At 69.5% G+C, this 26076-nt stretch carries 26 protein-coding genes; 12 read left to right on the forward strand and 14 right to left on the reverse strand.

Annotated features, from left to right (window positions below; all coding sequences use genetic code 11):
- Positions 1-18 precede the first annotated feature (18 nt).
- The 4 genes from bphC (at position 19) to JOE46_RS18105 (ending at position 4571) form a co-directional block, all read left to right on the forward strand.
- Positions 19-924: a biphenyl-2,3-diol 1,2-dioxygenase gene (gene bphC, locus JOE46_RS18090; RefSeq protein WP_209928021.1), complete on the forward strand. Its 906-nt coding sequence runs from the start codon at positions 19-21 to the stop codon at positions 922-924.
- Between the two features lie 110 nt (positions 925-1034).
- A complete protein-coding gene (locus JOE46_RS18095) occupies positions 1035-2543 on the forward strand; it encodes an FAD-dependent oxidoreductase (protein ID WP_097210787.1) in 1509 nt (502 codons plus the stop codon).
- 235 nt (positions 2544-2778) lie between these two features.
- Entirely contained in the window at positions 2779-3642 is an 864-nt protein-coding gene (locus JOE46_RS18100; protein ID WP_097210788.1) for an IclR family transcriptional regulator, read from the forward strand.
- Positions 3639-4571, forward strand: a complete 933-nt coding sequence (locus JOE46_RS18105; RefSeq protein ID WP_097210789.1) for an alpha/beta hydrolase — start codon at positions 3639-3641, stop codon at positions 4569-4571. Before JOE46_RS18100 ends, JOE46_RS18105 begins: the two co-directional genes overlap by 4 nt.
- A gap of 4 nt (positions 4572-4575) precedes the next feature.
- On the opposite strand, the gene JOE46_RS18110 is transcribed toward JOE46_RS18105, so the two are convergent.
- Positions 4576-5193 carry a PadR family transcriptional regulator gene (locus tag JOE46_RS18110; protein WP_209929166.1) on the reverse strand — a complete coding sequence of 206 codons (618 nt, stop codon included), beginning with the start codon at positions 5191-5193 and terminating at the stop codon, positions 4576-4578.
- Positions 5194-5443: 250 nt separating this feature from the next.
- Here JOE46_RS18110 and JOE46_RS18115 point away from each other — a divergent pair, with 250 nt between their 5' ends.
- The gene (locus JOE46_RS18115; protein WP_097210790.1) at positions 5444-5941 is read left to right on the forward strand and encodes a flavin reductase family protein; all 498 of its coding nucleotides are present in this window, start codon (positions 5444-5446) and stop codon (positions 5939-5941) included.
- A gap of 9 nt (positions 5942-5950) precedes the next feature.
- Here the strand turns inward: JOE46_RS18115 and JOE46_RS18120 are convergent, their stop codons facing one another.
- A complete protein-coding gene (locus tag JOE46_RS18120) occupies positions 5951-7546 on the reverse strand; it encodes an AMP-binding protein (RefSeq protein WP_209928022.1) in 1596 nt (531 codons plus the stop codon).
- Positions 7547-7729: 183 nt separating this feature from the next.
- Between JOE46_RS18120 and JOE46_RS18125 the strand changes: the two genes are divergently transcribed.
- Genes JOE46_RS18125 through JOE46_RS18135 form a run of 3 tightly spaced genes read left to right on the forward strand, consistent with a single transcriptional unit; the run spans position 7730 to position 10058 of the window.
- Positions 7730-8101, forward strand: a complete 372-nt coding sequence (locus tag JOE46_RS18125) for a nuclear transport factor 2 family protein (RefSeq protein WP_077039968.1) — start codon at positions 7730-7732, stop codon at positions 8099-8101.
- Positions 8102-8121: 20 nt separating this feature from the next.
- Positions 8122-9786: an FAD-binding protein gene (locus JOE46_RS18130; RefSeq protein WP_097210792.1), complete on the forward strand. Its 1665-nt coding sequence runs from the start codon at positions 8122-8124 to the stop codon at positions 9784-9786.
- Positions 9787-9800: 14 nt separating this feature from the next.
- Complete coding sequence (locus JOE46_RS18135; protein ID WP_097210793.1) at positions 9801-10058, forward strand: hypothetical protein; 258 nt, start codon at positions 9801-9803, stop codon at positions 10056-10058.
- Positions 10059-10143: 85 nt separating this feature from the next.
- Here the strand turns inward: JOE46_RS18135 and JOE46_RS18140 are convergent, their stop codons facing one another.
- Positions 10144-10992 (reverse strand): alpha/beta fold hydrolase, encoded by an 849-nt coding sequence (locus JOE46_RS18140; protein ID WP_209928024.1) that lies wholly within the window; start codon positions 10990-10992, stop codon positions 10144-10146.
- Positions 10993-11418: 426 nt separating this feature from the next.
- On the opposite strand from JOE46_RS18140, the gene JOE46_RS18145 reads away from it, so the two are divergent.
- Both JOE46_RS18145 and JOE46_RS18150 read left to right on the forward strand, forming a co-directional pair.
- Complete coding sequence (locus tag JOE46_RS18145) at positions 11419-12939, forward strand: MFS transporter (protein WP_209928025.1); 1521 nt, start codon at positions 11419-11421, stop codon at positions 12937-12939.
- A gap of 191 nt (positions 12940-13130) precedes the next feature.
- Positions 13131-14009, forward strand: a complete 879-nt coding sequence (locus JOE46_RS18150) for an alpha/beta fold hydrolase (RefSeq protein WP_097210795.1) — start codon at positions 13131-13133, stop codon at positions 14007-14009.
- 70 nt (positions 14010-14079) lie between these two features.
- Here the strand turns inward: JOE46_RS18150 and dmpG are convergent, their stop codons facing one another.
- Genes dmpG through JOE46_RS18165 form a run of 3 tightly spaced genes read right to left on the reverse strand, consistent with a single transcriptional unit; the run spans position 14080 to position 16876 of the window.
- Positions 14080-15114: a 4-hydroxy-2-oxovalerate aldolase gene (gene dmpG / locus JOE46_RS18155; protein WP_077039973.1), complete on the reverse strand. Its 1035-nt coding sequence runs from the start codon at positions 15112-15114 to the stop codon at positions 14080-14082.
- Positions 15111-16055 carry an acetaldehyde dehydrogenase (acetylating) gene (locus JOE46_RS18160; protein ID WP_097210796.1) on the reverse strand — a complete coding sequence of 315 codons (945 nt, stop codon included), beginning with the start codon at positions 16053-16055 and terminating at the stop codon, positions 15111-15113. Before JOE46_RS18160 ends, dmpG begins: the two co-directional genes overlap by 4 nt.
- Entirely contained in the window at positions 16052-16876 is an 825-nt protein-coding gene (locus JOE46_RS18165; protein ID WP_097210797.1) for a 2-keto-4-pentenoate hydratase, read from the reverse strand. Before JOE46_RS18165 ends, JOE46_RS18160 begins: the two co-directional genes overlap by 4 nt.
- A 69-nt stretch (positions 16877-16945) precedes the next feature.
- On the opposite strand from JOE46_RS18165, the gene JOE46_RS18170 reads away from it, so the two are divergent.
- Together JOE46_RS18170 and JOE46_RS18175 are read left to right on the forward strand one after the other, a co-directional pair.
- Complete coding sequence (locus JOE46_RS18170) at positions 16946-17707, forward strand: IclR family transcriptional regulator (protein WP_097210914.1); 762 nt, start codon at positions 16946-16948, stop codon at positions 17705-17707.
- 128 nt (positions 17708-17835) lie between these two features.
- Positions 17836-18513 carry a PaaI family thioesterase gene (locus JOE46_RS18175; RefSeq protein ID WP_097210798.1) on the forward strand — a complete coding sequence of 226 codons (678 nt, stop codon included), beginning with the start codon at positions 17836-17838 and terminating at the stop codon, positions 18511-18513.
- Positions 18514-18582: 69 nt separating this feature from the next.
- Here the strand turns inward: JOE46_RS18175 and JOE46_RS18180 are convergent, their stop codons facing one another.
- The 8 genes from JOE46_RS18180 to JOE46_RS18215 all read right to left on the reverse strand — a co-directional run bounded on the left by JOE46_RS18180 (position 18583) and on the right by JOE46_RS18215 (position 25866).
- Positions 18583-20070 (reverse strand): HNH endonuclease signature motif containing protein, encoded by a 1488-nt coding sequence (locus JOE46_RS18180; RefSeq protein WP_245221095.1) that lies wholly within the window; start codon positions 20068-20070, stop codon positions 18583-18585.
- A gap of 117 nt (positions 20071-20187) precedes the next feature.
- A complete protein-coding gene (locus tag JOE46_RS18185) occupies positions 20188-20865 on the reverse strand; it encodes an SDR family oxidoreductase (protein ID WP_097210799.1) in 678 nt (225 codons plus the stop codon).
- Between the two features lie 31 nt (positions 20866-20896).
- Positions 20897-21658: an ABC transporter permease gene (locus tag JOE46_RS18190; protein WP_097210800.1), complete on the reverse strand. Its 762-nt coding sequence runs from the start codon at positions 21656-21658 to the stop codon at positions 20897-20899.
- The gene (locus tag JOE46_RS18195) at positions 21655-22623 is read right to left on the reverse strand and encodes an ATP-binding cassette domain-containing protein (RefSeq protein ID WP_245221096.1); all 969 of its coding nucleotides are present in this window, start codon (positions 22621-22623) and stop codon (positions 21655-21657) included. The genes JOE46_RS18190 and JOE46_RS18195 overlap by 4 nt, the downstream gene beginning before the upstream one ends.
- Positions 22624-22662: 39 nt before the next feature.
- Positions 22663-23811: a sulfate/molybdate ABC transporter ATP-binding protein gene (locus JOE46_RS18200; RefSeq protein WP_209928026.1), complete on the reverse strand. Its 1149-nt coding sequence runs from the start codon at positions 23809-23811 to the stop codon at positions 22663-22665.
- The gene (locus JOE46_RS18205) at positions 23808-24620 is read right to left on the reverse strand and encodes an ABC transporter permease (protein WP_097210916.1); all 813 of its coding nucleotides are present in this window, start codon (positions 24618-24620) and stop codon (positions 23808-23810) included. The genes JOE46_RS18200 and JOE46_RS18205 overlap by 4 nt, the downstream gene beginning before the upstream one ends.
- 23 nt (positions 24621-24643) lie before the next feature.
- Positions 24644-25444 carry a molybdate ABC transporter substrate-binding protein gene (gene modA / locus JOE46_RS18210; protein WP_209929168.1) on the reverse strand — a complete coding sequence of 267 codons (801 nt, stop codon included), beginning with the start codon at positions 25442-25444 and terminating at the stop codon, positions 24644-24646.
- 17 nt (positions 25445-25461) lie between these two features.
- Positions 25462-25866 (reverse strand): molybdopterin-binding protein, encoded by a 405-nt coding sequence (locus JOE46_RS18215; protein ID WP_097210918.1) that lies wholly within the window; start codon positions 25864-25866, stop codon positions 25462-25464.
- Positions 25867-26076: the final 210 nt, after the last annotated feature.

Genomic DNA, 26076 nt, shown 5'->3' on the forward strand with positions numbered 1-26076 from the left:
ACAGAAGAAGGACAACACATGACTGACATCAAGGGCTTGGGCTACATCAAGGTCCAGACCAACGACATGGAGCGCTGGCGCAAGTTCGCGTTCGAGGTGCTCGGCTTCGCCGAGGGCTCCGGTCCGGACGAGAACGCCATCTACCTGCGGATGGACGAGCGCGCCGCGCGCATCGTCATCGTGCCGGGTGACACCGACGAGGTCGTCACCATCGGCTGGGAGGTGCGCGACCACGCCGCCCTGGTCCGCGTGCAGGAGGCCGTCGAGGCCGCGGGTATCGCGGTCAAGCCTCTCGCGCTGGAGGAGGCCGACGCCCGCCGGGTCGAGGAGGTCATCACCTTCCAGGATCCGACCGGTGCCACCCTCGAGATCTTCCACGGCGCGGTCCTCGACCACAGCCCGGTCGTCACCCCGTTCGGTGCCAAGTTCGTCACCGGCGCACAGGGTCTCGGCCACGTGGTGCTGCCGGTGATGGACATCAACGGTGCGTTCGCCTTCTACACCGAGGTGCTCGGGTTCCTGCCTCGCGGCGCCTTCCGCATCCCGGCTCCGCCGGAGTTCGGCCCGATGCGGGTGCGCTTCATGGGCGTCAACGAGCGCCACCACAGCCTGGCGCTGTGCCCCGCCCCGCACGGCGGTGCCCCCGGCCTGGTGCACATCATGGTCGAGGTCGACACCCTCGACGCGGTCGGTCAGGCGCTCGACCGCGTCGTCAAGGACGGCTTCTCGGTCTCCTCGACCCTGGGCAGGCACACCAACGACAAGATGGTCTCGTTCTACGTTCGCGCTCCCGGAGGCTGGGACATCGAGTTCGGAACCGAGGGCATGCGGGTCGACGAGAAGTACTACTCCTCGGAAGAGATCACCGCCGACAGCTACTGGGGCCACGACTGGTCCGGCAGCGAGCCCCTGGCGGCTATGTAGTCACACCCCCCCTCACTTCGCGCGCGGTCCCACCGTTCGTGTGCTTCACCAGAGCACAGGCAGCGGGTCCGCGCGCGGGGTGTATCCAGACCCAGATCGAGAGGACCGCAATGACGAGCAACACCGTGACCGTCCATCCGAGGTCGGCCGACGAGATCGAACAGTGGGACCACGAGGCCGATGTGGTGGTGGCGGGGTTCGGCGTTGCCGGCGCGTCCGCGGCCGTGGCCGCGGCCCAGGAAGGCGCCGACGTGCTGGTGCTCGAGCGCACCGGCGGATGGGGTGGCGCGGCCGCGATGGCAGGCGGGTTCATCTACCTGGGCGGCGGCACCCCGCTCCAAAAGGCCTGTGGCTTCGATGATTCCGTCGAGAGCATGAAGGCCTTCATGACGGCGGCGCTCGGCCCCGGCGTGGACGCGGAGAAGATCGACGCGTATTGCCAGGGCAGCGTGGACCACTACGGCTGGCTGGTCGAGTGCGGCGTGCCGTTCAAGGCGAGCTTCTGGGGTGAGCCGGGCTGGGAGCCGCCGGGCGACGACGGTCTGCAGTACACCGGTGGCGAGAACGCCGCGCCGTTCGCCGCGACCATCCCGCCTGCCCCGCGCGGGCACGTGCCGCAGATGGCGGACAAGCAGTCCGGCGGCGAGCGCGGTGGCGGCTACATGTTGATGAAGCCGCTCACCGACACCGCGGCCGAGCTCGGCGTGCGCTCGGTCTACGACATCCGCGTGCAGGCGCTGGTCACCGACGACAGCACCGATGGCCCCGAGGCTTCGCCCGAGGGGATGGGCCGGGTGGTGGGCGTGGTGGCGACGCAGTACGGGAAGGAGATCGCCATCCGGGCCCGCCGCGGCGTCGTGCTCGCAACCGGCAGTTTCGCCTACAACGACCGGATGGTCGAGGCGTACGCGCCCCGGCTGGTCGGCCGTCCCGCCGCCTCGATCGAGGAGCACGACGGCCGCGCGATCCTGATGGCGCAGGCGCTCGGCGCGGACCTGGCGCACATGGACGCCACCGAGGTCGCGTTCTTCTGCGACCCGCAGCTGTTCATCCGCGGCATCCTGGTCAACGGCCGGGGGCAGCGCTTCATCAACGAGGACACCTACCCCGGCCGGGTCGGGCAGGCGACCCTGATCGAGAACCAGAACCAGGCGTTCCTGGTGATCGACGAGGCCGCGTACGAGGAGGCGTTGACCACCCCCACCGCCACCCCGTTCCTGCGGCATCAGCCGACGTGGGTCTGCGAGACGGTCGAAGAACTCGAGGCGGAGATGGGGCTGCCCACGGGGACCCTGCAGTCCACCGTCGAGGTCTACAACCGGCACGCTGCGAATGGTGAGGACCCGGTGCTCGGCAAGAAGCCGGAATGGGTCAAGCAGATCGGGTCGCCGGTCGCGGCGATCGACCTGCGCGGGTTCACCGGCGGGTTCACCCTCGGCGGGCTGCGCACCAGCGTCGACTCCGAGGTTCTGCACGTCTCGGGTGCGCCGATTCCCGGCCTGTTCGGCGCCGGCCGGTGCACCGCGGGGGTGTCCGCGGGCGGGTATGCCAGCGGTGCGTCGCTCGGCGACGGCAGCTTTTTCGGCCGCCGTGCGGGCCGGTCCGCCGCCAAGGGCTGATCCCACTGAACGGACGATAACCGCTGGTCAACAGCAAAGGGCCCCGGGTCGAGTCAATCGACCCGGGGCCCTTTGCCGTCCCATGACAGAAAACGAACCACTCGGTCGTGTGTGACAGCCGACACAAGCTCGTGCTATCAATAGTCATATTCCTAATCGAAACACCCCGGTCGGACCCCCAGCCGATCGTCGCACCAACCCGGCGCCCCCTGCCGCAGCACTCCCGGAGGACCCCATGACAACTTTGGTCGACGCCAGCACCCCGAGCGCCGTACTCGATCGCGTCTCGCTCGTTCTGGATGCCTTCGACGGACCGGGCCGGCTGACGCTCGCTCAGGTGGTTCGGCGCACAGGGCTGCCGCGCTCCTCGGCGCACAGGATGCTCGAGCGGCTCGTCCACCTCCGCTGGCTGCGCAGGCAGGGTCGCGACTACGAGCTGGGCATGCGCCTGGTCGAGCTCGGCTCCCTCGCGGTGCACCAGGATCGGATGCACCGGGCCGCGCTGCCCTTCCTGCACGAGCTGCACCGGGTGACCGGCCACGTCGTCCACCTGGCGATCCTCGACGGGCCCGACGTGGTGTACCTCGAGAAGATCGGTGGCCGGATGGCCGCAGCCATCCCGACCCGCGTCGGCGGCCGCTACCCCGCGCACTGCACCGGGGTGGGCAAGGCGATCCTCGGGTTCGCGGGCGAGGCCCAGCTCGCGGCTCTCGACGGCGACCTCCTCAGCCGCAAGACCAAGTACTCCATCTCCACGGGGGCCCAGCTCCGCGCCGAGCTGGCCAAGGTGCGCGAGCAGGGCATCGCCTACGAGCGCGAGGAGTCGCTGCCCGGGTTCGGCTGCGTGGCGGCCCCGATCGGGAACATCGGCGAGGCGGTCGCGGCCGTCTCGATCTGCGGGCCGGTCTCGCAGATGAAGCTCGACCACCGGCTGGCCGCACCCGTGCGGATGACCGCGCTGGGAATCTGGCGCAACATCGAGGGCGGCCCGGTCCGGGTCCAGCCGACTCTGCAGCAGCAGCCGCGCCCCATCCTCGGAGGGCCGTCGGCCCACCGCGCCCGCCCCGCGGCGGCCCCGACGGATCTGCAGTACGCATGAGCGTCGACGCCGAGGTGGCAGCGATCCTCGACGCGCTGAATGCCGGCTTCCCGAAGGTCGAGACGATGACCGGCGCGCAGGCGCGCGCCGCGATCCGGGCCAGGCTGGTGGTGCCGGATCAGCCGGAGCCGGTCGCCGAGGTCGCCGAACGTGTGCTCCCCGGTCCCGGCTCTGACCTGCCGGTCCGGATCTACCGGCCCGTGGCCACCTCGGGTGCAGAGGCCCCGATCGTGGTGTTCGCGCACGGCGGCGGGTTCGTCTTCTGCGACCTGGACACCCACGACGGGATCTGTCGGGCGATGGCCAACGGCGTCGGGGCGATCGTGATCTCGGTCGACTACCGGCTGGCCCCGGAGACGCGGTGGCCCGCCGCCGCCGAGGACGTCTACGCCGTGGTGGCGTGGGCGGCCGACCACGCGGCGGAACTCGGTGGCGACGCCGGCCGCATCGTGGTCGCCGGGGACAGCGCCGGTGGCAACCTGGCCGCGGTGACCGCGCTCATCGCCCGTGAGCGTGGCGGCCCGGCCCTCGCGGCGCAGCTGCTGCTGTACCCGGTGATCGCCGCGGACTTCGAGACCGATTCCTACCGGGAGTTCGCGACCGGGCATTTCAACACCCGTGCCGCGATGCAGTGGTACTGGGACCAGTACGTCGCGGTCGAGGACCGGGATCACCCGCATGCCTCTCCCCTACGCGCGGAGCTCGCCGGCCTGCCGCCGGCCGTGGTGGTGACCGCGGGCTGTGACCCGCTCCGCTCGGAGGGTGACGCCTTTGCGGATGCCCTTGCCGCCGAGGGTGTTCGGGTCAATCATCGTCGATACGACGGGGCGATTCACGGGTTCATGACGATGGGCATGCTGGCCCTTGCGCGCACAGCGCAGAAGCAGGCGTGGGCGGACATGAGGGAAATCCTCGACCCGGCCCGCTAGGGGCTCACTCGAGGTCGGGGCTCTCCGACTCGGTCTCGACCTCCACCTGGCGCCAGGCGCCGGGGGTCGGCTTCGGGAAGCCGGCGTCGTCGCCGTCCTTGACCTGTGCGAGGACGGCGTCGGCCTTGTCGATGTCGGCGATCAGCTGCTCGGCCAGATCGCGCTCGGCGGCGTAGTACCGCTCGGCCCACCGCAGCACGATCTGCGAGTACGCCCATGCCGGTTCCTTGTCCGCGCCGGAGGCATCGGCCGCGGCGCGCCGTTCCATCTTCGACACGTACTCGATGTGCTCGCGGAGGATCTCCTTGAGCCGTTCCGGTTTGTTCAGGTGCCCGAGCCAGATGCGAAGCATCACACCGTGTTTGAGAATGGGCGGATCGATCGGCGCCTCGTTGGACCAGCGCCCGACCGCGGCGGTGCCCGCCTCGGTGATCTTGTAGAGGCGGCGGCCGCGGACGCCGTTGTCGTGCTGCACCCGGGAGGTCACGAAACCGTGCTTCTCGAGCTTCTTCAGCTCCGTGTAGACCTGGCTGAACGACGGGCTCCAGTAGAAGAACTTGATGCTCCAGTCGGCCCACTTCTTGAGCTCGTAGCCGGACAGCTCCTCGTCGAACGCGAGCATGCCGAGTACGGCCCAGCTGGTCGCGGGCAGATTGGGTAGGTCGGACTCGGAGGCCGGTTCGGTCGGTGCCACCTGGGGAGCCTAACAACTGGACAGATGACCTGGACAAGGCAAGCTACCACTGACCGGGAACCTGGATGGTGCCGCGCACAGGGTGTGGCGATCCTGGTTGTTGCCCGTTTCATCAGGAGGAACCGCAATGAGTGCAGAGATCACAGCCGTCGCGTCGAGGCGAGCGGAGCGACGGGGGATGTCAGAGCAGGACGCTCTCTCGGCTCCCGACGCCGCCACACTGAGAAAGGTGATGGGGCACTTCTGCACCGGCGTCGCGGTGATCGCCGCCCACGACGGCGACCGGCCCCTCGGGTTCGCCTGCCAGTCGGTGGTGTCGGTGTCGCTGGATCCGCCGTACATCTCGTTCTGCCCCGCGAAGACCTCCACCAGCTGGCCGTTGCTGCGGGAGGCCGGTTCGCTGTGCATCAACATCCTCGCCCACGATCAGAAGGACGTCTGCTCGACCTTCGCGGTGAGCGGCGGCGACAAGTTCGCCCAGGTCGACTGGAGCCCGGCGGGCAACGGCGCCCCGGCGCTCGGCGGCGCGCTCGCGAGGATCGAGGCCACGGTCGAACTCGAGCACGACGCGGGCGACCACACCATCGTGCTCGCCCGGATCACCGACCTGACCGCGGATGCCGAAGGCAGGCCCCTGCTGTTCTTCAAGGGCGGGTTCGGCGGGTTCTCGGAGTAGCCACGCGCCTCAGGCGGTGCCGCGGTGCTCCGCGCGCCGCTGCAGGGCCAGCTCGCGCAGCGCTCGCCGGGATGGCTTGCCCGCGGCGATCCGCGGCATCTCGCTGAGCAGGATCACCTCGGATGGCACCTTGTAGCCGGCGAGCGCATCGCGACAGTGCTCGATCAGCTGCCGTCCGGTCACACTGTGCCCGGGGCGCGGGACCGCATACGCGATCCCGCGCTCCCCCATGCGCTCGTCGGGCACCCCGACGACCGCGACCTCGCCGACCGCCGGGTGCCGGCTCAACACCTGCTCCACCTCGGAGGGGTACACGTTGAAGCCGCCGACGATGAACATCTCGCCGATCCGGTCGACGATCCGCAGCTCCCCGTTCTCGAGCACCCCCACGTCGCCGGTGTGCAGCCAGCCGTCGCCGTCGAGAGTTCTCGCGGTGGCCGGCTCGTTCTCGAAGTAGCCCGACATCACGTTGTATCCGCGGACCAGGACCTCGCCCGAGGTGCCGTCCGCGACGGCGTTCCCCTCGGCGTCGACAACGCGCAGCTCCACCCCCGGTAGCGGCGGTGCGGCGAGTGAGACGGTCTGTGGTTCGGGGTGTCTCGCGGTCACGGTGCCGCTGGCCTCGGTGAGTCCATAGCCGGTGACGATCAGGGGGATGCCCAGCACCCGGCGGATGTGGTCGAGCAGCGGGGCCGCCACCGTCGCCGCGCCGGTGACCGCGAGCCGCGGGGTGTGCGCCCGCGGGTCTCGCTCCGCGGGCGAGGCGGCGATCAGATCGGTGAACAGCGTCGGCGGCCCGGACAACACCGTGATCCGTTCGGTCGCGATCCGGGTCAGCGCGGCCGCCGGGTCGAACACGTCCACGGCGACGTAGCAGCCGCCCGCGGCCAGCGCCGCCAGCAGGCCGGCGTTGAGACCGAACGAATGCGACAGCGGGGTCACCCCCAGGATCCGGTCGCCGCTGCCGATCCCCAGCCGCCCGGACAGGGCCCGGTACACGCGAACCAGTTGTCCGTGCCGGAGCATCACGCCCTTGGCCGGACCGGTCGAGCCGGACGTCGACATGACGTAGGCGAGGTCGTCGGGCCCGGGCGGTCCCGGCCGGTGGTGCGCCCGCAGGTCGACGGTGCGTGGCTTCGCCGCGCACCCGAGGAACTGCGCCCAGCTCGCGATGTGCAGGTCCGGCTCACGGTGGAAATCGACGATCCGCTCCAGATCCGGGAGACCGAGCACCGGCCGGCCGGGTCCGGATTCTCCTGCGGCCGCCCGGAGCATCGCGGCGTAACCGGTGCCGAGGAACCCGTCGTCAACGAAGAGCACCCGGCTCCGGGTCGTGCGCAGCTGATGCGCGGCCTCGGTGCCGCGAGCCCTGGTGTTGACGGGCACCACCACCGCGCCGATGGAATGGGCGCCGAGGGCGACCACCGCCCATCGCGCGGAGTTCGGCGCCCACAGGGCGATGCGGTCGCCGTGCCGGATCCCGCTGGCGGACATCGCCATCCCCGCGCGGGAGGCGGCCGCCGCGAGCTGTTCGTAGGTGAGCCGCTCCCGTCCGTCCACGACGGCCTCGCGTTCGGGGTGGCGCCGCGCGGACTCGCTCAGCACAGCCCATATCGTGTCGGGGGAAATGTCGCCGACGGTCATAACCGAGGGACCGTACCGGACATCGGGGCACCTCTGTTCCGCTGGTCGGCGGTCTCCCGCTGGGCGGGAAGGCCGGGGGGCACGTGCGGGCCGTTGTGGCTACCGTCACACGTACAGACCGTACCCATATGCCCGGGAGAGATCATGGCCTCAGCAGACGACATCCGTTCGACGGTGTCGAAGTACCTCGACGCGGTGGGGGGCGGAACGTCGGCCGACGTCGCCGCCCTGTACGCGGACGACGCCACCCTCGAGGATCCGGTCGGCACCGAGCCGCTGGTCGGCCGCGAGGCCATCGAGAAGTTCTACAGCGCGCTGGACGCGGTGCAGAACAAGACCGAACTGCTCTCCATCCGGGTCGCGGGCAACTCGGCCGCCTTCGCGTTCCGGGTGGTCACCGACACCGGCGAGCAGACCATCACGATCGAACCGATCGACGTCATGACCTTCGACGACCAGGCGCGGATCACCAGCATGCGCGCGTTCTGGTCGCAGGACGACATCAGCTTCGGCTGAGTATCACCAGAGAGAGAACTATGTCTGCAAGCGAACAATCCTGGGACCATGAGGTCGATTTCGTCGTGGTCGGCAGCGGTTGCGGCGGCCTCACCGGTGCCCTCTCCGCGGCCGACCGGGGCCTGGACACCCTCGTGATCGAGAAGGCCGCCGTGTACGGCGGCACGACCGCACTGTCCGGCGGCGGCATCTGGGTCCCCAACAACCCGCTGCTCGTCCGTGAGGGACTCGGCGACTCGCGCGCGGACGTGCGCACCTACCTCGACGCCGTCGTCGGGGACCGGGTGCCCTCGAAGAACCTCGACGCGTTCATCGACGAGGGCCCTCGCACCCTCGAGTTCCTGGAGACCTCGAGCCCGCACATGCGGTTCCAGTGGTGCACCGGCTACTCCGACTATCACCCCGAGCAGCCGGGTGGCCGCCCCAACGGCCGCACGATCGAGCCGCTCCCGGTGAACCTCAAGGAGCTCGGCGAGGACGAGGACCTGCTGCGTCCGGCCGCGCTGGCGACTCCCCCTGGGCTGTTCATCACCTCGAAGGACTTCGTGCAGCTCAACATGGTGACGCGGACCTGGAAGGCCAAGTGGACCGCGCTGCTCACCGGTCTGCGTGCCGTCAAGGCCATCGTCCTGCGCCGGCACATGGACACCCTCGGCCGCGCGCTCATCGCCCGGCTGCGGCTGGCGCTCAAGGATGCCGGTGTCCCGCTGTGGCTGAACACCGCGCTGCAGTCCCTTGTCACCGACGAGTCCGGCGCCGTCACGGGTGTGGTCGCCGAGCGCAACGGCAAGCAGGTGCGGATCCGCGCCCGCCGCGGCGTGCTGCTGGCCAGTGGCGGCTTCGAGTACAACGAGGAGATGCGCAAGCGCTACCTGCGCGAGGGCGGCAAGGACAACTTCAGCGCCGCCGCTGTGGAGAACACCGGTGACGGCATCATCGCGGGCGAGAAGCTGGGCGCCGCTTTGGATCTCATGGACGATGCGTGGTGGATGCCGTCCTTCAGTCGCCCCGACGGCATCAACCAGGTGCTGGTCTCGGAGCGCTCGATCCCGCGTTCGATCATCGTCGACCAGCACGGCAAGCGCTTCACGAACGAGGCGTCGCCGTATGTGACGTTCGTGCACGATCAGCTCGCGGGCGGACACGAGCCCACCTGGTTCGTCTTCGACCACAAGGCCAAGGGCCGCTACCCGATCGGTGGCATCATGCCCGGCCAGAAGTTCCCGAAGGCCTGGCTGGAGAGCGGTCTGATCCAGACCGCCGAGACCGTCGAAGAGCTCGCGGCGAAGATCGATGTCCCGGTGGCGGCGCTCGCCGACACCGTCAAGCGGTACAACGGATTCGCCAGGGCAGGCCGGGACGAGGACTTCAACCGGGGCGCCAGCGCCTACGACAACTACTACGGCGACCCGACCCTGGCGCAGCCCACGCTGGACGTGCTGGACCAGGGGCCCTACTACGCGCTGCGTACCCGGGCCGGGGACCTCGGCACCAAGGGCGGGCTGGTCTACAACGAGAAGGCGCAGGTGCTTCGTGCCGATGGCGAGCCCATCGCGGGCCTCTACGCCACCGGCAACACCTCGGCCGCGGTGATGGGCAACGACTACGCCGGTGCAGGCGCGACCATCGGTCCGGCAATGGTGTTCGGCTACATCGGCGCGCGGCACGCCGCCGGGGTCAACTAGGAGACGAGGCGACCATGCAGGAACTGAGCTGCACCAGCTGTGGGAACCGGGTGTTGGTGGAGAAGTACAGCCCCACCCACACCAGCATCCAGTGGCTGGCGGACGCGGAGGAGTCCTGCCCCGAGTTTGCGCGGCAGGCCGCGCTCGGCATGGACAGCAAGTGGATCCCCACCTGCACCGCGTTGCGTGACTCGATCGAGGAGGCCGCGATGAAGGGTGTGCTCGAGACCGACGCGCTCCGCAGCTATCCGGTTCCCGGTCGCCTGGACTGATCCGAGCCAGACCCGTTGACCCAATGTCACATTCGTTCAGTTCGGCCGAACGAGTGTGACATTGGGTCACGGTCGTTTCTGGGGCCTAACGCCCGAGGAACTCCAGGGTGAGGCGCTCGAAGTCCGCCTTGCGCTCGATCTGTGCCCAGTGCCCGCAGCGCGAGAACACGTGCAGTTCCGCGTTCGGCATCTGCCGGAACGGGAACAGGCTGCCCTCGTAGGGCAGCATCCGGTCGTCCCGGCCCCAGACGAGCAGCGTCTCCTGCTGCACCTGGGACGCCCTGGCCCACAGCTGCGGTCGGTCCGCGAACCGCGGGTCGGAGAACGTCTGAAAGATCTTGAAGGTGTTGGCGATCGCGCCCGGCGCAAGGGCGTTCGCCAGCCGCTGATCGATCAGTTCGTCGGTGACCACCGCGGGGTTGCCCACCATCGTGTCCACCCACGCGACCATGCCCTCGCGCGTCGGGTTCGCCAGGAACTCGAACAGCCGGCGTGAGCCCTCGCTCACCGGCGGCGCGAAACTGTTGACCGCGAGCCCGCCGGGGCCCATCAGCACCATCCGGCGCACCCGCTCCGGGTGGGCCAGGGCGAATTCCGTACCGACGTTGCCGCCCATGGAGTTTCCGACGATGTCGACGCTCTCGATGCCGAGCTCGTCGAGGAAGAAGCGGATCGCGTCGGCGGCCACCCGCGGGTACACGTCGTTCCACTCCAGCGCCGGGCTGCGTCCGAAGCCGGGCATGTCCAGGACGATCGTGCGGTGGTGCTCGGCGAACACGGGGAGGTTCCCCGCGAAATTCGACCAGCCGCTCACCCCGGGGCCGGAGCCGTGCAGCATCAGCAGCACCGGCCCGGTACCCGCCTCGTGATAGTGCAGCTCGTACTCGCCGGTGATGGTCCTGCTGGTGCTCTCGAAATCAAGGGTGGCCGTCATGGAACTCCTTCTGGTGGTCGACATCACATTCTTCGGCTCCAAGGTAGCCAGCGCGCGTGGCGTGCGCGGCGATCTCGTACCGCTCATCGGGAGATACGGACGCGGTCGCGGGTGCAGCTGCCCTAGGCTGCCCAGCCCCGTGGTGAGGGCTCGTGGCGATCGTCTCGTGGCGGGCGGCGCCGGACAGTGCTACACGCCCGATTTGCCTATTTACCTCTGCATTTCGGTCCGAATCGACGCGCAAACCGCTCGGATCTCCCGCTGGGCGGAACAACGGATGGTGCTGGAAGGGCATCGCAAACTGTGATGTCGATTACACATTCAGTCGGCAAGCACCTGGTGAATGTGAACACCCACCACATGCCCGGCTCGAATCCTCGTCGGTCTCCGACACCGAGTTCGCGGAACACCCGAAAGGACCCGATGATGGTCGCTCCAGCTCAACCCGGCGGATCTGTCCCGCCGCAGGTTCAGGACGCACTCCCGCAGCGGTGGACGCCGCGGCTGATCTTCTCCCTGGCCTCGATCGTGCTCGTGCTCGAGATGCTCGCGATCAGCTACATGATGATCTCGATGGCGATCCCGGCGATCGCCGGGCACTACCAGACCACCCAGGGCGCGTGGCTGCTCACGTCGTTCCTGCTCGTCGGCGCGATGACCGCGCCCCTGATCGGCAAGCTCGCCGACATGTACGGCAAGCGCAAGCTGCTGCTGGCGTGCATCGCGATCGCCGCGCTTGGGTCGTTCGTCTCGGCGATCGCGGGGAGCTACGCCGTGCTCATCGTCGGACGCGCGCTGTCCGGCCTGCTGGTGCCCTGCCTGTTCCTGAGCTACTCGCTGATCCGTGACGTGTTCCCGGCCAAGACGATCGCGCTCGCGGTGAGCATCGCGACCAGCGGCATGGGCCTGATCGCCATCCCCGCCCCGTTCATCACCGGCTGGCTGATCGACAACCACGGCTTCCGCAGCATCTTCTGGTTCTTCGTGATCGGCCTGGTGATCCTGGGCGGGATGATCTTCGTGAGCACGGACGAGTCCACGGTGCGGCTGCGCTCGCGCCTGGACTTCCTCGGCGCCCTGCTGCTCGGTGGCGGTATCGCCGGCATCCTCATCGCGATCAGCTTCGGCCCGACCTGGGGCTGGAAGTCAGGCTCGACCCTGGCCTACCTGTTCGGTGGCATCGCGCTGGTCGTGGCGTGGCTCGTCTCCGCGGCCACCATGAAGGAGCCGCTGATCGACCTCAAGGTGCTGCGTCGCCGTCCGGTCATCCTGACCGCCACCGCGGCCGGGTTCATCTACGGCGTCAGCGGCCTGTACACGATGCTGCTGCCGATGATGGTCATGACGCCGGCGATCATGGGTCTCGGCTACGGGTTCGGTGTCGACGCCGAGGGCTTCGCGATCTTCCAGGCTCCGATCGGCGCCATGACCGTGGTCGGCGGCCTGATCGTCGGCGTGCTGGTCGGTCGCCACGTCAAGCCGCGTCCGCTGCTGGCCATCGGCATGGTCTCGGCCGCCATCGGTTGCTCCCTGACCGCCTTCTCGCACGACTCCAAGGGCACGCTGATCGTGTTCGCGGGCCTGGTCGGTCTCGGCATGGGCATGGGCTACGCATCGATCCCGAACCTGCTGATCGAGGCGGTCCCGCCGCAGCTGCAGGCGTCCACCGCGAGCATCGTCGGCGTGTTCCAGAGCGTGTTCCCGGCCGCGCTGCCGGTGATCGCGTTCACCGTCATGAACAACTCGCACATCGCGCCGATCCCCCTGGAGATGACGCAGGGCATGGCGTTCTACACCGACAAGGGCTTCCAGATCGCCTTCCTCATCGCGGCGGCCGCCGCGATGGCGGGCCTGGTCGCGGGTCTGCTGCTGCCGCGCCGCATCGAGCAGGTGGCGGTGCCCACCTCCGCGGCCGCGGGCGAGCCCGCGATGGCCACGGTCGACTAGTCGCCCGCAGGCGACACCTCGCCAGGTGAAGGGCACCCCGTCCGGTTTGACCGGATGGGGGTGCCCTTCACCCATGTCCGGGCTCGGGTTGCCCACTGACCGGAACGGCACCTGGGAGTGGGGCCGCGGCGGTGGCAGCGTGGCGGGTAATCGGCGGGCTGAGACACCGCATCTTGAGACGGAGGTAGGCGATGACATCGGACCTGAGCTACGAGGGCACCCTGCGGGAGGTCACCACCGACGCGGGCGTCCTGCGCTATCACGAGGCGGGCGACGGTCCCCCACTGTTGCTGCTGCACGGGTCGGGCCCCGGCGTCACCGGGTGGCGTAACTACCGGGGCAACCTCGGGTTCTTCGCCGAGCATTTCCGTTGTCTCGTACTGGAATTCCCGGGCTTCGGCGTCAGCGACGACTTCGGCGGCCACCCGATGGTCACCGCGCTGCAGTCGGTTGAGGTGTTCGTCGACGCGCTCGGTCTCGACAGCGTCGACATCATCGGCAACTCGATGGGCGGCGGCGTCGGCATCAGCTACGCGATCAACCACCCCGACAAGGTGCGCCGGCTCGTGACCATCGGCGGCATCGGCAAGAACATCTTCAGCCCAGGCCCGGGCGAGGGCATCAAGCTGCTCCAGGAGTTCACCGAGGCGCCGACCCGCGAGCGCCTCATCCAGTGGCTGCACTCGATGGTCTACGACCCGGCGATGGTGACCGAGGAACTCATCGAGGAGCGCTGGACCCAGGCCACCGATCCGGAGACCCTCGACAGCGCCCGCCGGATGTACGGCAAGGCAGCATTTGCGCAGATGGTGAAGATGATGGAGGCCTCGGATGCGCCGCCGCCGTGGGCGATGATGCACAAGGTGAAGGCGCCCACGCTGCTGACGTGGGGTCGCGACGACCGGGTCAGCCCGCTGGACATGGCGCTGATCCCGATGCGCACCATCCCCAACGCCGAGCTGCACGTGTTCCCCAACTGTGGGCACTGGGCGATGATCGAGCAGAAGGAGGCGTTCGAGTCCGCCGTCCTCGCCTTCCTGCTGCGCAAGGACGCGGCGGGCAGGCCCTGACGCCACCGTCGCCTGGGAACAACAAGGGGGCTGTGACCTTTCGGTCACAGCCCCCTCGTCGTACCTGAGGTCAGGCGCTGGCGCCCTTGCCCTCGCGCTCCGCAACCAGGTTCAGAGCGATGTCGACGAGCATGTCCTCCTGTCCGCCGACCAGCTTGCGCTTGCCGGCCTCGAGCAGCAGGGTGCGGACGTCGATGCCGTAGCGGGCCGAGGCCGTCTCCGCGTGCCGCAGGAAGCTCGAGTACACACCGGCGTAGCCGAGGGTGAGGGTCTCGCGGTCCACCCGGACCGGCCGGTCCTGCAGCGGACGGACGATGTCGTCGGCGGCGTCCTGCAGGGCGAACACATCGCAGCCGTGCTTCCACTCGTACAGGTCGGCGACCGCGATGAACGGCTCGATCGGGCAGTTACCCGCGCCCGCACCGTGCCCGGCGAGTGACGCGTCGACGCGGTACACACCCTCCTCGACGGCGACGACGCTGTTCGCCACCGACAGCGAGAGGTTCTCGTGGGCGTGGATGCCGATCTCGGTCCCCTCGTTGAGGACCTCGCGGTAGGCGCGGACCCGGTCGCGGACCCCACCCATGGTCAGGCGTCCACCCGAGTCGGTGACGTAGACGCAGTGCGCGCCATACGATTCCATCAGCTTGGCCTGCTTGGCGAGCTCCTCGGCGGGAGCCATGTGGCTCATCATCAGGAAGCCGGAGACGTCCATGCCGATTTCGCGGGCGGTCTCGATGTGCTGGGCGGAGACGTCGGCCTCGGTGCAGTGTGTCGCGATGCGCACCGACCGCACGCCCAGCTTGTAGGCGTGCTTGAGCTCCTCGATGGTGCCGACTCCGGGCAGCAGCAGTGTGGTCAGGCGGGCGTTCTGGATGGACTCCGCCGCGGCCTCGATCCACTCCCAGTCGGTGTGCGAGCCGGGACCGTAGTTCACGGACCCGCCGGCGAGACCGTCACCGTGGGCGACCTCGATGGCGTCGACGCCGGCGGCGTCGAGGGCCGACACGATGCGCTTGACGTCCTCCGGCGAGATCCGGTGGCGCACCGCGTGCATGCCGTCCCGGAGGGTGACGTCCTGGACGAAGATGGTGGGGTTGCTCATCGGGTGGCTTCCTTCTTCTGTGCGATCCGCTCCGCGATCTGCTGTCCGGCGGAGGTCATGATGTCGAGGTTGCCGGCGTAGGCGGGCAGGTAGTGTCCGGCGCCCTCGACCTCGAGGAAGATCGACACCTGGTGGGTCGGGCGGTTGCCGTCGACGACCAGGGTCTCGACCGGCTGGTCGGCGGGGATCTCGGTGATCTGAACCTGCTGCTTGAGGCGGTATCCGGGGACGTAGGCCGAGACGTCGCCGACCATCTTCTCGATCGACTGGCGGATCTCGTCGTGGGTGGCCGGGTCCGGCGCGTCGACGAGGCAGAAGACCGTGTCGCGCATGATGAGCGGCGGCTCGGCGGGGTTGAGGATGATGATGGCCTTGCCGCGCTTGGCGCCGCCGACCGACACGATCGCCGCGGACGTGGTCTCGGTGAACTCGTCGATGTTGGCGCGGGTACCGGGGCCCGCCGACTTCGACGCGATCGACGCGACGATCTCGGCGTACGCCACCGGGACCACCCGTGAGACGGCCGCGACCATCGGGATGGTGGCCTGGCCACCACACGTCACCATGTTCACGTTCGGCGCGTCGAGGTGGTCGTCGCCGTTGACCGCTGGGATCACATACGGCCCGATGGCGGCCGGGGTGAGGTCGATCATGCGCTTGCCGAGCGGGGCCAGACGCGCGTCGTTTGCGACGTGCGCCTTCGCCGACGTGGCATCGAAGACGATCTCGATCTCGTCGAAGTTCGGCAGCGCGACGAGGCCCTCGACGCCCTCAGCGGTGATCGGCACGCCGAGCTTCGCCGCCCGTGCCAGACCGTCGGAGGCGGGGTCGATACCGACCATCGCGCCCATTTCCAGGTGCTCCGAATGGTTGAGCACCTTGATCATCAGATCGGTGCCGATGTTGCCCGATCCGATGATCGCAACCTTGACTTTGCTCATGCTTCCTTCTCTCCCACGAAACTGGCGGTCACGGTGCCGAGACCGGACACGGTGACGGTGACGGTATTGCCGGCGGCGACGGTCGCCATCGGGCCGAGGGCGCCGGACAGGATGACCTGACCGGCGAGCAGCGGCTGGCCGAGGTCGCGCGCCGCGCGGGCGAGCCACACCACGGCCTCGATCGGGTCGCCGAGGCAGGCGGCGCCGTTTCCGGAGGAGACCTCCTGGCCGTCGACGGCCATCGACATGACGACGTCCACCGGATTGATCTCGTCGAGCGTGCGCTGCTCGGATCCGAGGACGTAGACACCGGACGATGCGTTGTCGGCGACGGTATCGCCGAAGCGGATATCCCAGTTCTCGATGCGGCTGTCGCAGATCTCCAGTGCGGCGACGGCGTACTCGATCGCGCCGCGGACCTGGGCGGCGTCCAGCGGGCCGTCGGCCAGGTCGGCGCCGAGCACGAATGCGACCTCGCCCTCGATCTTCGGCTGGATCAGCAGGCTCATCGGGATGTCGGCGCCATTGGCGTACGCCATGGTGTCGAACAGGACGCCGAGGTCGGGCTGGTCGACGCCGAGCTGCTGCTGGACGGCGACCGAGGTCAGGCCGATCTTGCGGCCCACGACTGTGGCGCCGGCCTGCTGCCGGAGGTCGTTGACGCGCTGCTGGACGGCGTAGGCGGCGGCGAGGTCGTCGGCGCCGATCAGATCCCGCACCGGCGAGCAGGGCACACCGGCCGCGGTGGCGGACGCGAGGCGTTCCGCGGCGGTGGCGATGTCGGACTCGCTCGCCGCGATGGAGTTCGTGGGCTGGCTCATGGCCCCTACTGTTACGGGATCCGTGCGGCCGAACCAGCCCTTCGTCTCACTCAGCGATACGCTCGAATGATGACGGGCGCCGCGGACCTCGATACCGTGCTCGGCAAGGCGGTGACGATCCTGCGCGCCTTCCGGGCCGAGGACCAGGTGCTCACCCTCGCCGACCTGGTCCGACGCACCGGGCTGCACAAGGCGACCGTGCATCGACTCGCCGGTGATCTGGTCGCGAACCGACTGCTCGACCGCGTCGATGGCGGCTACCGCCTCAGCGGCGGGCTCTTCGAACTCGGGATGCGGGCTTCGGTCGAACGCAGCCTGCTCGAGGTCGCGATGCCCTTTCTGCAGGACCTGTACGAGCGAACCCACGAGACCGTCCATCTCGGCGTCCGGGAGGGTCACGACGTCGTCTACATCGCGAAGATCGGCGGTCACCGCCAGGCGAAGTCGCCGTCGCGAACCGGAGGACGAAATCCGTTGCACTGCACCGCGATAGGCAAGGCACTCCTTGCGCATGCGGGTCCGGACATCCAGCGGGAGGTGCTCTCGTCGCCCATGGCCCGGCGTACCGCGCACACGGTGGTGGCGCCGGGACTGCTGCGCCGTCAGCTGACGAGGATCGTGGAGACGGGCGTGGCCTTCGAACACGAGGAATCCGCCCTCGGCCTCACCTGTGTCGCCGCGCCGGTACTCGGGCAGGGCGAGGAGCCCCTCGCCGCCATCAGCGTCACCGGCCCGACCGGGCGGTTTCGGCCGGAGAGCCAGGTCGGGGCCGTGCGTGCGGCGGCCGCGGGGCTGGGGAGCACGTTGGCGCGGCGCGAGCGCCTCCGGTAGGACCGGCCGACGGCGTCCGGGGACGCACCCTCGGTCGTATGTAGAGTGCACATCGCACGCATGACGCTCCGTGCACCAGGACCGTTGCCCTCGTGCCCGGTGTCGACTTCCCGCACTAGTGAGGCACTGTGACTGACTCGATCGCTCACCAACAACAGCTCTATGTCGCCGACGGACTGTCCGACGACGAGATCGCGCAGCAGGCCGACCTGTACGGGCCGCTGACCGACAGCGTCCGAGAGCTGATCGAGATCGCGCTGCTGACCGAGGTCGACGACCCGGAGGTGCGCGCAGCGATGGAGCACATCGAGTCCGCCAAGCAGTTGCTGCGGAAGCGGATGATCCCCGGACCGTACGGCGTGCGCTGGGGCGCCTCGGGTCAGAAGCGGGCCTGGGGCAATGCCGCGGCCGGGCTGCGCAACGCGATCGCGCCGCCGTTGGTCATCGACTGCGACCCCGACGGGCGCGCGTCGACCGACTTCCACCTGGGGTCGGCCTACGAGGGTCCCGCCGGCCTCACGCACGGTGGTGTGTCCGCTCTGGTGCTCGATCAGGTGCTCGGTGCGGCCGCTGAGGCGGGCGGTGCGCCCGGCATGACCGGGACGCTGACTCTGCGTTACCGCCGCCCCACCCCGCTCGGCGCGTTGCATGCCGAGGCGCGCATCGATCGCCTCGAGGGCGTCAAGACCATCGTCGTCGGGCATCTCGCCGGGCCGGACGGTGTCTGCGTGGAGGCGGAGGGGGTCTTCATCCTGCCGCGCTGGGTTCGGGACAGGAACAGCGCCACGGTGTCCGATCCGGTCTGATCGCCGGGCGTCCGCCCCTACTCCTCCGCACTCTGTCACGGCTCGTCGTCATCACCTGTTCTGTCGTCGCTATGTGGCGTTCCGCTCACCCGGCCACGTCGTCGGACGTGGGTTTCGTTGTGTTCCATCGCTGTTCGACTGGCGCGGTCGAGGAGTTCCCCGGGATGGTGGCGGTGGTTGACCCGCGGCCGCTGCAGCGGGTCGATGCGCGGGGGTGGGGTCCATTGGGGCACGGCCGGCGAAGGCGGTGCCCTCGGGGGCGATGCCGGTCTGCCGGCCGCCTGGCCCGTCGTGGATGAGGGCGTGGCAGGCGTCGCAGCCCAACGTCAGCTCATCGATGTCGGTGTTGCCGCCCTTGCGCCAGTCGTGGACGTGATGAACTGCCGTCATGGTGGCGGGGGCGTCGCAGCCGGGCCGGGTGCAACCGCCCTCGGAGGCGATCAACGCAAGGCGTTGATCGGCGGAGGCGAGCCGTTTGACACGCCCCAGGTGGAGCGGTCGGCCGTTGTGATCGAACAGCGCCAGCACAGGGTGGGAGCGTTCGGCCATCCTGAGTGCGTCCTTGATCGGGACCGCGCCTCCGGAGGCCGTGGTGACGACGCCGGTGGCGTGCTCCAGGTGATCGACGCGGATCGTGATGATCGCGGTCACGGGCGGCCCGCGGTGGGTGCCCAGCCCTCCGGACCCCAGTAGCCCGCGCAGGACCTGCTTGAGGGCGTCGTGATTCCGTTGTGCGGCGGTGCGGGTATCTCGGGCGGCTGCCCTACCGAGCTCGTTCCGATCGATGCTCGCGGATTCTGCGTCTCCACAGGGTGATTGGGGGTCGTCGGGATTGTTCATCCCCGGTCGGGCGAGTTTGGCCAGTACCGGATCCAACAGTGCCCTGGTCTCCGGATCCAGCCACCCGGACACGGGCGTCATGAGGTCGGAGTCCTGGCGCCCGAGTCGGAGCCCCCGGCGGCGGGCCCGATCCTTGTCGTCGGTGAGCTTGCCGTCCGGGTTCAGGTAGGCCAGTAGTCGTTGGCCTGCTCTCGCCACGTCCTCGGGCGTACCGCGCCGGGCCAACTCCGCCAGTACCCGCTCGGCGGTCTCGACCTCAGGGGTGGGGGTGGCGCCGGGAATCTTGTGGACCACCTCGCGCACTGCCGCGGCATGCTCGGCGCCGATGTCGCCGTCGCGTTGTGCGGCGGCGGTCGCCGGGAGGGTCGCCGGTAGCTCCTCGCCCGACAGGGTGCGCCAGGTGCCGAGCTTCCTCGCGGCGGTCACCCTCCGGCTCGCGTCCCCCGCGGAGATCCGCAGCACTTCGATCAGGAGCTTGTTGACCGACGCGCAGCCGTTCTTTCCTGGGAGTCCACGCTCGACTGATTCGACGATCAGGCGGTGCCCGATCGCGGCGGCCGTGCGCAGCGTGGCCTCCATCCCACGTAGCGCTCCCAGGATGTCGGAGTCCGGCAGTCCGGTGAGATCATCGGCGCACAGTCCGTCGACCGCAGCGGCCAGTCCCGACAGGTGCTCTGCGACCTGATCGGATCCCCCACAGCACGCGCTCGAACGCATGTGCTAATTCTAGCGAGGGGGTCCGACACGGATGCGTCGTCGATACAACGCGCGAATCGGTCCGAGCTGCCACCGGTGAAGCGACACCGGAGCCGCCGCGGCGTCCGGGAGGACGGACTACCGTGCGATCGGGCGCAGGATGACCTCGGTCGGGTGTCCGTCGCGTGGCGTCTCGATCGCGGCCCGAACCGCGCCCGCGACCGTGCCTGCCTTGAGGAACTGGTCCGGGTCGTACTCGCCGCCCTCGGTCGTGATGATGTCGCGCTGCATGTCGGTGTCGATCCGTCCCGGGTGGATCGAGGTCACCCGCAGGGCGGGCTCCTCCAGCCGCAGCGTGTCGCCGAACGCGCGCAGGGCGAACTTGCTGGCCGCGTAAGCGCCCCAGCCGGCGTTGGCACGGATCCCGGCACCCGAATTGATCAGCACCACATGACCGTTCGCCGCGCGCAGTGCTGGCAGCAGCAGCCGGGTCAGCTCCGCGACGGCCACCACGTTCGCCTCGAACGTCCGGCGCCACACCTCGGCGGGGATCTCGGCTACCGGGCCGAGCTCGACTACCCCCGCGTTGTGCACCAGGACATCGAGGCGTTCGATTCCCGCGACCGCGGCGGCGACCGCGGCGTGGTCGGTGAGATCTGCCGGCCAGCCGACGGCACCAGGCAGCTCCGCGAGTATCGGCTGCAGGGACTCGGGGCGGCGCGCGCCGAGCAGCAGGTCGTGGGTGGGCGCGAGCTCGCGGGCGATGGCGGCGCCGAGCCCGCGGCTCGCCCCGGTGATCAGTGCAGTCGGACGCATGGATTCGAGGCTAGCCGAACCGTCGGGGCGCCTACGCGTTCTCCTTGGCGAAGGTGCGGGCCCCGATCAGGCCCAGCACCAGCGCGAGGCTGACGGTGACGAGGGTCCCGATGTAGACGTCGGAGGACCCGAAGTCGCCGCGGAACAGGGCGCGGGCGGCGTCGACGGTGTGCGAGAGCGGGTTGAGCCGCGCCAGCGTCTGCAGCCACCCGGGGCCGAGGGTCATCGGCAGCAGGATTCCCGAGAGCAGCAGCAGCGGAACCGAAACCATGTTCAGTACGGAGGCCAGCGAATCCTCGGACCGCGTGGCCAGGGCGAGCGCGTACGAGGCGGAGGACATCCCGGCCGCGATGATGGCGACCAGGATCAGCGTCAGTACGAAGCCGAGCGGGTTGGGCCGCAGGTCGAAGAGGACCACCGCGACCAGGGTCAGGATGGTGGCCTGGACCATGAGCACCACCATGTCCTTGAGTACCCGGCCGAGCAGCAGTGCCCCGCGGCTGGCCGGGGTGACCCGCTGGCGTTCGATGATCCCGGCGCGCAGCTCGTAGACCATCGCGAAGCCGGCGAACATCGAGCCGAACAGTCCGATCTGCATGATCAGTCCTGGCGTGAACACCAGCCAGGGGTCGGTGCCCGCGCCCATCGAGCCGGCGACGCCCTCGAGCAGCGGGCCGAACAGCACCAGATAGAGGATCGGCTGGGTCAGCCCGATCAGGACCCACAGCGGGTTGCGCAGGTTCGCGCGCAGATGCGCCCAGAAGATCAGGCCGGTCTCGTTGAGGAAGCTCATGCTCGGTCTCCGTCCCGAAGGGATCGTCCGGTCACGGTCAGGAACACGTCGTCGAGGCTCGGTCGTTTCACGGTCAGCGAGCCGGGGACGATGCCTGCGCCCTGCAGCGCGTGCAACAGCGGGATGACCGCCGCGTCGCCGTGCTCGACGGTCAGGTGCACGTGGTGGCCCTCGGTCAGCTGCGAGCGCAGGTCGAGGGCGTCGTCGGCGACCGCAATCGCGCGCGCGGCCAGCTCGGGTGCGATCTCGAGGCTGATCACGTCGCCCGAGATGCGCCGCTTGAGCTCGTCCGGGGTTCCCTCCGCGACGATCTCCCCGTGGTCCATCACCAGGATGCGGTCGCAGAGGGCGTCGGCCTCGTCGAGATAGTGCGTGGTGAGCACGATGGTGGTGCCGCGATCGCGAAGCGAGCGGATGTGGTCCCACAGGTTGGCGCGGCTCTGCGGGTCCAGTCCGGTGGTCGGCTCGTCGAGATAGATGAGGTTCGGCTGGTGCACGAGTCCGAGCGCGATGTCCACCCGTCGCCGTTGACCGCCAGAGAGCTGCTTGCACTTTCGGCCGCCGAGGCCGTCCAGGTCGAGGGCGGCGAGCAGCGCCTCGGCGTTCGCGACGGCGGCCGCCTTGCTCAGCCCGAACAGCCTGGCCTGCAGGATCAGTTCGTCGAGGACCAGTTCCTCCTCGTTGGTCGACCCGCCCTGCGCGACGTAGCCGATCCGGGAGCGGACCCCGCGTGGGTCCCGGCGCAGGTCCGCGCCGGAGACCGTGGCCTCGCCCGCGGTCGGGTTGATGAGGGTGCTGATCATGCGCAACGTGGTCGTCTTGCCCGCACCGTTGGGACCGAGCAGTCCGAGGATCTCGCCCTCGTACACCTGGAAGTCGATGCCCTTGACGGCCTCGACGGGTCCGGTCTTGGTCGTGAACGTGCGCGCGAGCCCCGAGACGCTGATCATGGCTGGGATGCTCATGGGCTCACGATAAGCAGACCCACCGACATCCGCGACCGATTAGTTGTCCGTCGGGCGCGCGGGCGCGGTCGGGGCCAGCGCCGGATGCAGCTCCATCTCCTGCGTCTTGACGACGAAGTAGACGTGCTGCCCCGGGGCGAGGTCGAGGTCGGCGACCGCGGCCGCCGTGACATCGGCGGCGGGTCCGGTGCTGCCGTCCGGGTGGTCCACTCCCCTGACCCGGACTGTGGCCCCGTGCACGTCCAGCTCCGCGATGGTCACCGCGATCACGTTGCGGGGGCTGGCGTGTGGTGGCGGCTCGAGGTGCACGGCGACCGCGCCCGGCCGGAACAGGGCGACGGCATCGGACCCGACTGCGGCCTCGCCGATCCCGGACAGCGTTGTGCCCCAGGATGTCCGGAGAATTCCCTGCTCCTCGATCGTCCCGGACACCAGGTTGACCCCCGCCATCCGGGCGGCGAAGGCGCTGCGCGGAGAGGTCAGCACCTCGCGCACGCTCCCCCGTTCGACGATCCGCCCGGACTCGAGGACGATCACGCGGTCGGCGAGCGCGAGGGCGTCGAGCAGGTCGTGGGTGACGAGCACGGCGGTGCGCCGCTCCTCCCGCAGGATCCGGCGCAGCAGTCGGCGCACCGCAGGAGCCGAGCCGACATCGAGGGCCGACATGGGTTCGTCCAGCAGCAGCAGTCGCGGGTCGGCGGCGAGGGCGCGGGCGATCGCGACGCGCTGGGCCTGGCCGCCGGACAGCTGCGTCGGCCGCCTGCTCGCGAGCTCGTCCGCCTCCACCTCGTGCAGCCAGCGGTCGGCGATCCCGCGTGCCGCGGAACGGGTTTCGCCCCGGCTGCGCGGCGCGAACGCGACGTTCTCGGCGACGCTCAGGTGCGGGAACAGCAACGCCTGCTGCGACAGCATCGCCACGCCGCGCGCGTGGGCCGGTACGAACTCCCCCGACGCCGTGTCGGTGAGCACCCGTCCCTCGAGTTCGACGCGTCCCCGGTCGGGCCGGACCAGCCCGGCGATCAGCGAGAGCAGCGTCGATTTGCCTGCCCCGTTCGGGCCGAGGACGGCGAGCACCTGCCCGGGCTCGAGGTCCAGGTCGAGGTCGACGTCGCGATGATCGAGGTGGGCATGGACCCGGAGCCCGTCGCGGCCCGTCGCCCGGGCCGTGGTCTCGGCGGCCCGGTTCACAGCACACCGCCGGACCGGCGCCTGCTGGTGCCGATCACGATCAGCGCGGCGACAAGGACGAGCAGCAGCGACAGTGCCACCGCGGCCTCCGGATCGGTCTCGCGCTGCAGGTAGATCTCCAGGGGCAGGGTCCGGGTGACACCCTGCAGCGAGCCCGCGAAGGTGAGGGTGGCGCCGAACTCTCCGAGAGAGCGCGCGAAGGCCAGCACGGCGCCGGAGATCAGTCCGGGCAGCACGAGCGGGAGGGTGACCCGGCGCAACACGGTGGTGGGCCGGGCGCCGAGGGTGGCGGCCACGGTCTCGTAGCGCCTGCCGGCCGTGCGCAGCGCGCCCTCGAGGCTGACGACGAGAAACGGCAGCGCGACGAAGGTCTGCGCGAGGACCACCGCGGTGGTGGTGAACGCGATCCGGATCCCGAACGCCTCGAGCTGATGCCCGAGCAGGCCCTGGCGGCCGAAGGTGTAGAGCAGCGCGATGCCGCCGACGACGGGGGGCAGCACGAGCGGCAGCAGCACAAGCGATCGCAGCACCGACTGGCCGGGAAAGCTGCTGCGGGCCAGCACGAGCGCCATCGGGACCCCGACGAGCACGCACAGGACCGTGCTCGCGGTTGCGGTCTTCATGCTCAGCAGCAGTGCGGCCCTGGATGATTCGGAGGTGACGAGCGGCACGAAGTGGGCCCAGTCGATCTCCAGCAGCATTGCCACCAGCGGCAGGATCACGAAGCATGCGCCCAGCAGGGCCGGGAGGTACACCCATCGGGGCAGTCCCACCGCGACCTCGCCCCCGGGTCCCCGGGAGCGGGTCACGGTGCGGAGCACCCCGAGGGGCGTCACGGTGCGGCGAATCCCGCCCCGGCGAGCACCTGGCGGCCGGTGGGCCCGGTGACGAGTTCGACGAACTCTGCTGCGACGGGGCTGTTCTCGGAGCTCTTGAGCTCGGCGATCGGGTAGGTGTTCACGGCGCCCGACGACTCGGGAAACGGGACCGTGGTGATGGCGGCGCCCGCGCCCGCGGCGTCGGTGACGTAGACCAGCCCGGCGTCCGCCTGGCCGGAAGTGACCTTCCCGAGCACGTCGGTGACCGAGGCCTCCTCGCTGACCGGCGTGATGTCGGTGCCGGTTGCCTCTTCGATCTTCTGGGTCGCCGCCCCGCACGGCACCTGCGGCGCGCACACGACCACCTGGTTGCCGGGGTTCGCGAGGTCGGCGAAGGTGGCGATGTGCCTCGGGTTGCCGGGTGGGGTCACGATGGTGAGCGTATTGGTCGCGAAGTTCACCGGGGCGGCGGCGGTGAGCCCGGCGTCGACGGCCTTGGTCATGTTCTTGGTGTCGGCGGAGGCGAACACGTCCGCGGGCGCGCCCTGGGAGAGCTGGGCGACCAGGTCGGACGAGCCGGCGAAGCTGAACTCGACGTTGGTGCCGGGGTGCTCGGCCTCGAACTTCTCGCCGAGCTCGGTGAACGTCTTCTTCAGCGAGGCCGCGGCGAAGACGGTGATGTCGCCGGTGACCGGGGAGGCCGCCGCGGACGTGGTGGTGTCCCCGGCCGGCGTGGAGTCCGAGCTGGAGCAGCCGGCGACGAGGGTGGCGGCGGCCAGGGCCGCGAGCGCGGCGGCCGTGGGGCCGATGCGCATCGCGCGGGAACTGCGGGTCACGACATTCCTCCTGGAGTTTCGACGATCACGGTGGTCGCCTTGACCACCGCCACGGCGACCTTCCCGGGCTCGAGCCCGAGTTCGGCCGCGGATTCGCTGCTCATCAGCGAGACGACGGTGAAGGGGCCGCATTGCATCTGCACCTCGGCCATCACCTTGTCGGCGGTCACCTTGGTGACCAGGCCGACCAGGCGGTTGCGGGCGGAGCTGCCCACCCCGAGCGGGTCCGGCGGGGGCGTTGCGTGCTCGCGGGCGAAATCGGCGAGGGCCTTGCCGTCGACGACCTTGCGCCCCGACTCGTCCTTGGTTGCGGCGAGGCTGCCGCCGTCGATCCAGCGACGAACGGTGTCATCGCTGACCCCGAGCAGCGCGGCCGCGTCCTTGATCCGTATCGATGACATGAGCATTCCCGTCTATGTTCTTATCTGCGTCCTCAAACTCACTCTAGATCTGTGAATGCGGAAATGCAGCCCTAGATCATCCGTGTTTGCGTATCCCTCGCTTCAGTTGCTGAGCGGGGAGCATCCCGGATTCTTCAAAGGCTGTGGTGTCGGCTCCGGTATTCCTAGACTGGACGGTGCGGTGAGACATCCGTCGCGCCGCGGCGGCAC

The sequence above is a fragment of the Rhodococcus sp. PvR099 genome, assembly GCF_017833315.1.
GTDB classification, from domain to species: domain Bacteria; phylum Actinomycetota; class Actinomycetes; order Mycobacteriales; family Mycobacteriaceae; genus Rhodococcus_G; species Rhodococcus_G oryzae.